This is a genomic window from Roseateles sp. P5_E11, assembly GCF_054049355.1.
Genome location: NZ_JBFUMO010000221.1, coordinates 1 through 8860 on the forward strand (window position 1 = coordinate 1; position 8860 = coordinate 8860).

The 8860-nt window shown below is 67.4% G+C and carries 9 protein-coding genes and 1 pseudogene; 3 read left to right on the plus strand and 7 right to left on the minus strand.

The features are described from left to right. The 3 genes and pseudogenes from purH to dusB all read right to left on the minus strand — a co-directional run. A pseudogene (gene purH, locus ACXJKR_RS16940) lies at positions 1-344 on the minus strand (bifunctional phosphoribosylaminoimidazolecarboxamide formyltransferase/IMP cyclohydrolase); the annotation flags it as partial. 170 nt (positions 345-514) lie between these two features. Beyond that, positions 515-763, minus strand: a complete 249-nt coding sequence (locus ACXJKR_RS16945; protein WP_056202949.1) for a helix-turn-helix domain-containing protein — start codon at positions 761-763, stop codon at positions 515-517. A gap of 19 nt (positions 764-782) precedes the next feature. Then, positions 783-1847, minus strand: coding sequence for a tRNA dihydrouridine synthase DusB (dusB, locus tag ACXJKR_RS16950; protein ID WP_457323813.1), 1065 nt, complete (start codon positions 1845-1847; stop codon positions 783-785). Between the two features lie 63 nt (positions 1848-1910). On the opposite strand from dusB, the gene ACXJKR_RS16955 reads away from it, so the two are divergent. Both ACXJKR_RS16955 and ACXJKR_RS16960 read left to right on the plus strand, forming a co-directional pair. Beyond that, the gene (locus tag ACXJKR_RS16955; protein WP_457323814.1) at positions 1911-2408 is read left to right on the plus strand and encodes a YqaA family protein; all 498 of its coding nucleotides are present in this window, start codon (positions 1911-1913) and stop codon (positions 2406-2408) included. Between the two features lie 252 nt (positions 2409-2660). Further along, entirely contained in the window at positions 2661-4160 is a 1500-nt protein-coding gene (locus tag ACXJKR_RS16960) for a carboxypeptidase M32 (protein ID WP_457323815.1), read from the plus strand. Between the two features lie 287 nt (positions 4161-4447). On the opposite strand, the gene ACXJKR_RS16965 is transcribed toward ACXJKR_RS16960, so the two are convergent. From ACXJKR_RS16965 to ACXJKR_RS16980, 4 genes are all read right to left on the minus strand, one after another. After that, positions 4448-4633 (minus strand): hypothetical protein, encoded by a 186-nt coding sequence (locus ACXJKR_RS16965; protein WP_056202941.1) that lies wholly within the window; start codon positions 4631-4633, stop codon positions 4448-4450. Positions 4634-4646: 13 nt separating this feature from the next. Next, entirely contained in the window at positions 4647-5582 is a 936-nt protein-coding gene (lpxC, locus tag ACXJKR_RS16970; protein ID WP_056202938.1) for a UDP-3-O-acyl-N-acetylglucosamine deacetylase, read from the minus strand. An 18-nt stretch (positions 5583-5600) separates the two neighbouring features. Beyond that, positions 5601-7562, minus strand: coding sequence for a sensor histidine kinase (locus ACXJKR_RS16975; RefSeq protein ID WP_457323816.1), 1962 nt, complete (start codon positions 7560-7562; stop codon positions 5601-5603). A 102-nt stretch (positions 7563-7664) separates the two neighbouring features. Further along, entirely contained in the window at positions 7665-8228 is a 564-nt protein-coding gene (locus ACXJKR_RS16980) for a TetR/AcrR family transcriptional regulator (RefSeq protein WP_056202931.1), read from the minus strand. 115 nt (positions 8229-8343) lie between these two features. Here ACXJKR_RS16980 and ACXJKR_RS16985 point away from each other — a divergent pair. Continuing rightward, positions 8344-8860, plus strand: a 517-nt coding sequence (locus ACXJKR_RS16985) for an SDR family NAD(P)-dependent oxidoreductase (protein WP_457323817.1), incomplete at its 3' end; no start/stop codon positions are given.

Below are 8860 nucleotides of genomic sequence, written 5' to 3' on the forward strand. Positions count from 1 at the left end.
CAGCCGGGCTTGGCCACGGTCGCCTCGAACGGGTAGAGGTTGACGGCCAGGATGTCGATGCGCGTGATGCCGTGCTTCTCCATCGCCGCGACATGCTCGGGCGTGTCACCACGGGCCAGCAGGCCGCCGTGGATCTTGGGGTGCAGCGTCTTCACGCGGCCGTCCATCATCTCGGGGAAGCCGGTGTGCTCGGCCACTTCCGTCACCGGCAGGCCGGCGTCGGCCAACAGCTTGGCGGTGCCGCCGGTGGACAGCAGCTTGGTGCCCAGAGCGTGCAGCTCTTTGGCAAATTCAAGGATGCCGGTCTTGTCGGAGACCGAGAGCAATGCAGTGAGTTGGGTCATATTCTTGATCAGTTGGGGTCGGAGCTTGTCGCTGCGCTCGAAGGTCCAACCCGCAAAGCATGTTCAGTTGAGGTCGGAGCTTTTCGCTTTGCTCAAAGGTCCAACCCGCAAAGCATGTTCAGTTGAGGTCGGAGCTTTTCGCTTTGCTCAAAGGTCCAACCCGCAAAGTCTTATAGATTGTGATCGGTCAGCTTGCGGCGCAGCGTGTTGCGGTTGATGCCCAGCCATTGCGCGGCCTTGCTCTGGTTGCCGCCGGCTTCACGCATGACGATCTCGAACAGTGGTTTCTCGACCAGCTTGACCAGCATCTCGTGCATCGAATGCGGCTCCTGGCCGTCGAGGTCACGAAAAAAGGCTTCGAGGTTGTCGCGCACACAGGCGTCGATGGGGTTGGGCGTGGTGTTCTTCTGGGCACTCATGACAGGGCGCGAATGGGTTTCAGGCGGCACAGGCTTCGTCGGCCTGTGCGTCTTCGTCGTTGGCGGCCGCGACGGTGGGCGGCAGCCGGTCGTGGGTCTGGCCGAGTTCATCGAACCAGTCACGCAGAGCCTGCAACTGCAGGTCGCAGCTCTCGAGCGTATTCATGTGCTGGCGGAAGGCTTCGCCGCCGGGCAGGCCGCGCACGGCCCAACCGATGTGCTTGCGCGCACTGCGCATGCCGCTGAGCGCACCGTACAGGCCGTAGTGGTCGTGCAGATGCTCGGTCAGCCAGTCGCGTGCTTCAAGCACGGTGGGCGCGGCTAGGTGTTCGCCTGTCGCCAGAAAGTGGGCCACCTCGCGAAAGATCCAGGGCCGCCCCTGGGCGGCACGGCCGATCATCAAGGCGTTGGCGCCCGTGTAGGCCAGCACGTCACGCGCCTTCTCGGGCGAGTCGATGTCGCCGTTGGCGACGACGGGAATAGTCAGCGCTGTCTTCACGGCGGCAATGGTGTCGTACTCGGCCAGGCCCTTGTAGCCCTGCTCGCGCGTGCGGCCGTGGATGGTCAGCATCGCGATGCCGGCCGACTCGAACAAGCGGGCCAGGCGCAGCGCATTGCGCTCATCGGCGCTCCAGCCGGTGCGCATCTTCAGCGTGACGGGCACGCCGCCAGTGACGCCACTTTTGGCACACACCGCGACGACGGCCTCGACGATCTCCAGCGCGAGCGCTTCGTTGCGCATCAGTGCCGAGCCCGCCCATTTGTTGCAGACCTTCTTGGCCGGGCAGCCCATGTTGATGTCGATGATCTGGGCGCCGCGGTCGATGTTGTAGGCCGCGGCTTCGGCCATCATGGCCGCGTCGGTGCCGGCGATCTGCACGGCAATGGGCCCCGGCTCACCGCTGTGGTCGGCGCGGCGTGAGGTCTTGAGGCTGCCCCACAGCTCCTTGCGCGACGTGACCATCTCGCTGACCGCATAGCCCGMACCCAGGCGGCGGCAGAGCTGGCGGAAGGGCCGGTCCGTCACCCCTGCCATCGGCGCCACGAAGAGCCGGTTGGGGAGAAGGTGGGGGCCGATTTGCACGAGAGGGTCTGCTTAAAAAAGAGGCGAGATTGTAGCCATCCGGCCGCACCGACAATGACCGCCATGGAAGCCTGGCTCGGTCAATTCATCAGCGAGCTGCTCGCCGCCCTGGCTCTGCCCCAGGTCGGGCTGGTGGCCGTCTTCGTCATCACTTTCGTCTCGGCCACCCTGCTGCCGCTAGGCTCGGAGCCAGCCGTCTACCTCGTTATCAAGGCGGACCCGAGCATGTTCTGGGCCGTGATCGCGGTGGCCACGGTCGGCAACACGCTGGGCGGCATGACGAGTTGGTGGATAGGCTACGGCGCCGAGAAGGCGGTCGAGGCGGTGAAGCATCACGAGCCCTCGCACTCACGTGCGATGCGCTGGCTGCAGCGCTTCGGCCCCAAGGCCTGCCTGATGRGCTGGCTGCCCATCGTCGGCGACCCGCTCTGCGCCGTGGCCGGCTGGCTCAAGCTGCCGTTCTGGCCCTGCGTAGGCTGGATGGCGCTGGGCAAGTTCCTGCGTTTTTTGCTCTATACCGTGGCCTTGATTTGGCTGATTCCGGAGACCTGGTTGTCATGACGCTGCCCGTCGCCCAATCTCGCCCGGCTGAACGCGGACGAGCCCGGTCGGTCTTGCAGACCGCGCAGCCGACGGAGCGGCTGCCCTTCGGTAGGCACCACAAGTCCACAGGACTTGCCGTGTCCGGCCTCAGCCCCCGCGGGGACGGCGATGCTGGCGGCGTCGAGCCGCCAGCACATCGCCAGCGCGGCCGGCTCGGGAGCGGCCCAGCGCTCGGCCCGCAAGTTTCAATACCCCACTACGTGGATTGACATGACCTCTGCCTACCAAGATTTGGCCACGCGCCAGCAGCGCCTGCACCACCTGGGCCACCTGCAGGCCATAGCGCAATGGGACCAGGCCGCCAACATGCCGGCCAAGGGCAACGAGGCGCGCAGCCTGGCCCTGGCCGAGATGGACGGCTTGCTGCACCAACTGGCCACCGACCCGGCCCTGCCCGGCCTGCTGGAGGCTGCCGACGCCGAGCCGCTGGACGAGGGCCAGCGCGCCAACCTGCGCGAGATCCGCCGCGTCTGGCGCGCCGCGAACGCGCTGCCGCAGGCGCTGGTGGAAGCCAAGAGCCTGGCCAACAACCGCTGCGAGCATGCCTGGCGCAGCCAGCGTCCGGCCAACGACTGGGCCGGCTTCGCGCCGAACCTGCGCGAGGTGCTGAGGATTGCGCGCCAGGAGGCTGAGTTGCTGTCGCAGAGCTCGGGCCTGTCCAAGTACGACGCGCTGCTGGACAACTATGAGCCCGGTATGCGTGGCGCAGACGTCGAGGCCGCCTTTGCGCCGCTGCGCGGCTGGCTACCGGGCTTGATCCGCGACGTGACGGCCAAGCAGGCCGGTGAGACCGTCATCCAGCCCGTCGGCCCCTTCCCCACGGCGGCTCAGAAGGCCCTCGGCCTGGACGCGATGAAGCTGATGGGCTTCGACTTCGCGGCCGGCCGCCTGGACGAAAGTACCCACCCCTTCTGCGGCGGCGTGCCCGAGGACGTGCGCATGACGACGCGCTATCGCGAGGATGACTTCCTGCCCAGCCTGATGGGCACCATCCACGAGACGGGCCATGGCCGCTACGAGCAGAACCTGCCGCGCGACCTGCTCGGCCAGCCAGTGGGCCGGGCGCGCTCCATGGGCATCCACGAGAGCCAGAGCCTGTCCTTCGAGATGCAGCTCGGCAGCCACCCGGCCTTCGCCGGCCTGCTGTCACCGCTGCTGGCGAAGCACTTCGGCGCCAACCCGGTCAATTCGGCGGCCTTCGAGCCCGGCAATCTGCACAAATTGCTGACGCGCGTGAAGCCCGGGTTCATCCGCGTCGATGCCGACGAGGTGACCTACCCCGCACATATCCTGCTGCGCTTCGACATCGAGCGCGCCCTCATTGAGGGCCAGGCTGAGGTCGACGACATCCCGGCGCTGTGGGACGCCAAGATGGCCGAGTTGCTCGGCCTGGACACGCGCGGCAACTTCAAGGACGGCCCCATGCAGGACGTGCACTGGCCCGCCGGCCTGTTCGGCTATTTCCCCTGCTACACGCTGGGCGCCATGTACGCGGCGCAGTGGTTTGCGGCGATGCGGGCCCAGCGCCCCGACCTGGATGCGCAGATCGCCCGCGGCGAGCTGGGCACGGTGTTCGACTGGTTGTCCACCCATGTCTGGCAGACGGCCAGCCGCTATGAGACGCCCGAACTGGTGCGGCGCGCCAGCGGCGAGGCCTTGAACCCTGCGCATTTCGAGGCCCATCTGCGCGACCGCTATCTCGGCAGCTGAATTCGAGCAAAGACGGACAGCTTGTCGACAGCTTGAGCTGGGGTGCGGGAACAAAAAAAGGGCCGCTCCTGCGGGAGCGGCCCAATCAGTTTCAACAACGATCTCTCTCTCTTCAATCCACTGCGCTTCCCCGGCCCCCCGGCCTTCTCCGCGCGTGGCGCCCGGTTTGTGGAGTCCCGGACTGGGCCGCTGCAACGCGAACAGCGACCGTGATTGCATTCTGAGCACATGCCGCCGGCCTCGCATCCCCGCAAGCCAAGGGGGCGCGCGATGCGGCGTGACGAGCGTCACAGCAACAGCGCCAATCGCTCCAGGATGAGCACGCCGAAGAAGGCCAAACCGGCCACCAGCGTCCATTTCATGATCATCAGCCCAAGCCGCCGCCAGCGCGCTTGGCCGGTGGCGATGGAAAAGGCGAAGCACAAGACAGCCGAGAACAGCAGCAGGCCGACGACGAGGCGGGCAATCAGCATGTAAACGCTCTCATCACCATGCTGGTGCAAGCTCGGCAAAGCCCTTGGGCGCTGCGCGCTCGTCGTCGAAACTGACGATCTCGTAGGCGGCCTCGTCGGCCAGCAGCGCGCGCAGCAGCTTGTTGTTCAGCGCATGGCCACCCTTGAAGGATGTGTACGCCGCCAGCAGCGGCATGCCGGCGACCTGCATGTCACCGATGGCATCCAGGATCTTGTGCTTGACGAACTCGTCGTCATAGCGAAGGCCGTCGGCGTTCAGCACCTTGTAGTCGTCGACGACGATGGCGTTGTCCATGGAGCCGCCCAGCGTCAGGCCGCGAGAGCGCATCAGGTCGATGTCGGCCGTCATGCCGAAGGTGCGCGCGCGGGCGATCTCCTTCTTGTAGGTGCCCGAACCCATGTCGAAGACGAAGCTGCTGCCGGTGGCGGCCACGGCCGGGTTGTCGAACTCGATCTCGAAGCTCAGTGTGTAGCCGTGATGCGGCTCCAGCCGGGCCCACATCAGCTTCTTGCCCTCGCCGTGGCGCACTTCGATGGGCTTCTTCACGCGCAGGAAGCGCTTGGGCGCGTCCTGCATGACGATGCCGGCCGACTGCAGCAGGAAGACGAAGCTCGCCGCGGAGCCATCCAACACCGGCACCTCGTCGGCGTTGATGTCGATGATGAGGTTGTCCAGGCCCAGGCCCGCGCAGGCGGACAGCAGATGCTCGATGGTCTGCACCTTGGGCGCGCCCGGGTCGCCGCCAGGGCTGATGGTGGTGGCCATGCGCGTGTCGCTGACCGACGTCACACCGACCGGGATGTCGACCGGTGGGCAGAGGTCGACGCGGCGGAAGACGATACCGGTGTCAGCCGGCGCTGGGCGCAATGTCAGCTCGACCTTCTGGCCGCTGTGGATGCCGACGCCGACGGCGCGTGTGATCGACTTCAGGGTGCGTTGCTTGACCATGGGGTCAATTGTCCAAGATCAGACCTCGCCTTTGCGCTCCACGGGCAATCTGAGCGACAGGCGCGTGCCCATGCCGGGCTGGGAGTCGATGCGCAGCTTGCCGCCCAGGCGCTGGGCGCGCTTGATCTGGCTCTTCAGGCCGCGGCCGTGCTGAATGCTCTGCAGGTCGAAGCCGGCGCCATCGTCCTCGACGCGGATCTCAACATAGCTGCCGTGGTGGCGCGTCACCATGCGCACGCGGCTGGCCTGGGCATGCTTGAGCACGTTGTTCAGTGCCTCCTGCATCAGGCGCAGCACATGCAGCGCGTCGGGCGGCTCCAGCCAGGCCAGGGGCGGCAGGTCCTGCACGTCCCAGTCAAGCTTGAGGCCGCCGATCTGCAGCCTTTTTCCCAGGCGGTAGCGCATCGTCGCCAGCAGCGAGACGAGGTCGTGGCCGACCGGCTCCAGAGAGTCGATGACCAGGCGCAGGTCGTCCACGCATTCGCGCAGCACCTCCACGCACTGCTCGTGCGACATGCTGCCCTGCTCCATCGCCACCAGCGCCGACAGCAGCGAGGAGCCGAGGCCGTCATGCATGTCGGCCATGATGCGCTGACGCTCCAGCAGCAGGGCCTGCTGGCGCTCGGCCTCGCGCAGCTGCGCGTTCTGCGCATGCAGCACCGAGACCTGCTCGTCCAGGTCCTCCTGCAGCTGGCTGTTCTCGGCCTGGACCTGCTCGACGGCACCGACATAGCGGCGCTGCACCGCATGCAGGAAGCTGAGCATGACGGCCAGCGTCGCGAACGGCATCAGGAAGAAATGTTCGGGCCAGGCCCAGCCGGCCAGCACGGCGAGGTCGTGGCCGCCGATGACGACGCCGATGACCAGCGCCACGGCCATGATGCGCAGCTCGGTGCGGCGCTCCCGCCAGGCCAGGAAAGCCACCCAGGCCGTGCCGATGGTGGCGACGCCGGCCGTGACGGCGTACTGCATGACGACCATGTCGAGCTGGCGCAGCCACAGCGGCATGCTGAGCAGGCTCACCAACGTCACGCTAGCGGTCAACGCCCACTCCAGCCACAGGATGCGCCGGCTCGCAAAGCGCAGCGCGAACAACAGCGCCGTCAGCATGACCCAGCCCATGGATGCGTGTGTGGCCCACCAGAACCAGTCCTGCCCCGCCGGCGAAGCCGGCAGGCTGACGTAATAGTGCAGGTTRCGCACCATCCATGCGGCGGCACCGAGGGCAAACAGCCCATAGATGGCCTCGGGGCGGCGCAACCACAGCGTCAGCGCGAACAGCCCTAGCACCGCCAGCGTCAGGCTGACGGCCTGGGGCAGGCCGTTTTGGGCGCGCRCCCGCCACAGCCAGCGTCTTTCCAGCTGATCGCGCGGGGCGATCCAGATGCGTGACACCGCGTGATAGCTGCCCGCCGGCACCGGCAGAGCGACGACCACGTCCAGCCCCTGGGCACCGATGCCGGGCAAGGGCAGCCACAGGGGCTGCACCCATTGCTCGCGCTCGGCATGCTGGTTGTCCAGCAGGGCCTGCCAGCCTTTGTCGGTGCGGGCCAGCACCGCGGCCGACAACGTGACCAGACGCGGCAGATACAAGGCCATGGCTTCGTCCCGCCCGCCCGGTACGTGAAGTCGGTACCAGCGCATCTCGTAGCCCCGCGCATCGCTGACCATGGCCGCGCCGGGGCGTGAGCGCACGTCAGGCATCGCCACGGGCTTCCAGGCCGCTTCGTCCTCGGGAGGCAGCAGTTCAGGCGGCAGCTCGAGATGGTCGCCGCCGGCCACCGTGTGGTGGCGCAGTGCGGTCCACCAGACGTCGAGCTGGTCGCGCGTCCAGGCGGTGGTGGCAAGCTCAGCGGGGGCCGCGTCATCGCTCCCGGCCCGTGCGCTGGGTTGGGGCAATCGCTGTGCCTGTAACGGCAGACAGGCCAGCAAGGCCAGCAGCAGCAGGCCGCGGCGCCATAGCAGGCCCAACTCAAGCATCCCTATGATTTCTTCTAGGCGTTGACATGGGGCGCGAGCATGCCACAGGGGGTGGCCCCGTCCCAACCGCCGCAGCACCGCTGGGCGGCGGGTGGCGACCGTTCAGCCGCCGGCGGGCAGACTCTTGCGGGCGGCCTCGCGGAGTTCGCTGGACAGCGCGGTGTCGCCGCCGACAGCGCGCGACAGCAACAGCGCCCCCACCAGCGTGGACAGCATGGCCAGCGCCTGCTCGCGTTGCTCGGGCGCCGAGTCGGCCGGCATCTGTTCCTGCAGCGTCGCCACGAGGTTGGCGACGCCCTCGGCAAACACCTCCCGCACGGCCGGCCCGCCACGCGCCGCATCACCCGCCAGCGCGACCAGGCCGCAGCCGGCACCGATATGGTCACGGTGAGCGTCGGACAGATAGGCCTTGACCCAGGCCTGCAGGCTGCGGTCGGACTGCGTCTTCCACTGCTCGCGGTTGGCCTGCAATGCGCGCCGCGTCGCCTGGGCGGCCAAGTCGTCCTTGGACTCGAAGTGGCCATAGAAGCCGCCACGCGTCAGGCCAGCGGCCTGCATCAGGTCGTTCAGGCCGATGCCATCGAAGCCGCGCTCGCGAAACAGCTGGGCGGCGTTGTCGAGGATGCGTTCGCGGTTCTCTTCGGCCTGGGCGCGGCTGACCTTCATCGCGGTCTCCTGGGGTCTTTGTGTGGGCGGGCTTGACGCATTTTATATGTTGACCGACATTTATATCAATCATGTCGGTCGACATGAATAAGCAAATCGAGAAGGAATTGCCACCATGAGGCTCAAGAACGCCGTCGTCTTCATCACCGGTGCCAACCGCGGCCTGGGCCGCGCCTTTGCCCAGGCCGCGCTGGCCGCGGGCGCCGCCAAGGTCTATGCCGCCGCGCGTGACCCGGCCTCCATCGACCTGCCCGGCGTCGTGCCCGTCGCGCTGGACGTGACCGACCCCACCCAGGTGGCCGCGGCGGCTGCGCAATGTACGGATGTGACGCTGCTGATCAACAACGCGGGCATCTCGCAGCAGGCCGGCGTGCTCGACGCGGATGCCATCGCGACGGCGCGCCGCCATCTGGACACCAACTTCTTCGGCGTCTGGGCGCTGACCCAGGCCTTCGCGCCGGTGCTGCAGGCCAACGGCGGCGGCGCGGTGCTGAATGTGCTGTCCGTGCTGAGCTGGGTGACGGTGCCGGGCCTGACGCCCTACAGCGCCAGCAAGGCCGCCGCCTGGGCGCTGAGCAATGGGCTGCGCAGCGAGCTGAAGGCCCAGGGCACGCAGCTGACCGGCCTGCATG

Bases quoted from the DNA above. Each gene is read 5' to 3' on its own strand.
- ACXJKR_RS16945 (WP_056202949.1), bottom strand. From the start codon at position 763: ATGAGTGCCCAGAAGAACACCACGCCCAACCCCATCGACGCCTGTGTG.
- ACXJKR_RS16960 (WP_457323815.1), top strand. From the start codon at position 2,661: ATGACCTCTGCCTACCAAGATTTGGCCACGCGCCAGCAGCGCCTGCAC.
- lpxC (WP_056202938.1), bottom strand. From the start codon at position 5,582: ATGGTCAAGCAACGCACCCTGAAGTCGATCACACGCGCCGTCGGCGTC.
- ACXJKR_RS16980 (WP_056202931.1), bottom strand. From the start codon at position 8,228: ATGAAGGTCAGCCGCGCCCAGGCCGAAGAGAACCGCGAACGCATCCTC.
- ACXJKR_RS16965 (WP_056202941.1), bottom strand. From the start codon at position 4,633: ATGCTGATTGCCCGCCTCGTCGTCGGCCTGCTGCTGTTCTCGGCTGTC.